General features: G+C 40.2%; 1 protein-coding gene. It reads left to right on the forward strand.

The features are described 5' to 3' along the window. Window positions 1–9: 9 nt before the first annotated feature. Window positions 10–162, forward strand: coding sequence for a hypothetical protein (locus tag BTA35_RS19030; protein ID WP_500690216.1), 153 nt, complete (start codon window positions 10–12; stop codon window positions 160–162). Window positions 163–488 lie beyond the last annotated feature (326 nt).

Consider the following 488-nt stretch of genomic DNA (forward strand, 5'->3'; position numbering starts at 1 on the left):
GGTCTACAGATTCAAGATTTAAATCGTTTGCTAAAACAGCACAAGCAAATGCAAAAGATGATGAAAAAATTCAGTACCAAAGGCGGTATGGGTAAAATGATGCGTGGTTTAGGTGGTATGTTGCCACCAAGCATGGGGGGAGGGAACTTTCCTCGCATGTAATTTACGTGTGAAAAAAGTCGCTGAAAGATAGAGCTTAAAACCAGCAAATTTAAACTATTTGCTGGTTTTTTGTGTATTCAGGCTCCAGAACTGTAAAAAAGCGCTCACAGTACTTGCGTTTAGTATTGGGGTGCCTACAATAGCGTCCACATTTTCAGGCTGACAGATCCATCAACTTCAATGAAAAGAGCAGTTGTATGGAATATTGTGCTTTTTTGGTTCCCTATGACGGTGTTTTCACTTAGAATATGCCGCCTTTCGGGCCTAAATGGCCGTATCTGAAAGTCTGTAGCAAAATTTTGAGAACTCCGAACATAGGATAAAAA

Origin of the sequence: Oceanospirillum linum (genome assembly GCF_001995095.2) — a bacterium.
GTDB lineage: Bacteria > Pseudomonadota > Gammaproteobacteria > Pseudomonadales > Halomonadaceae > Oceanospirillum > Oceanospirillum linum.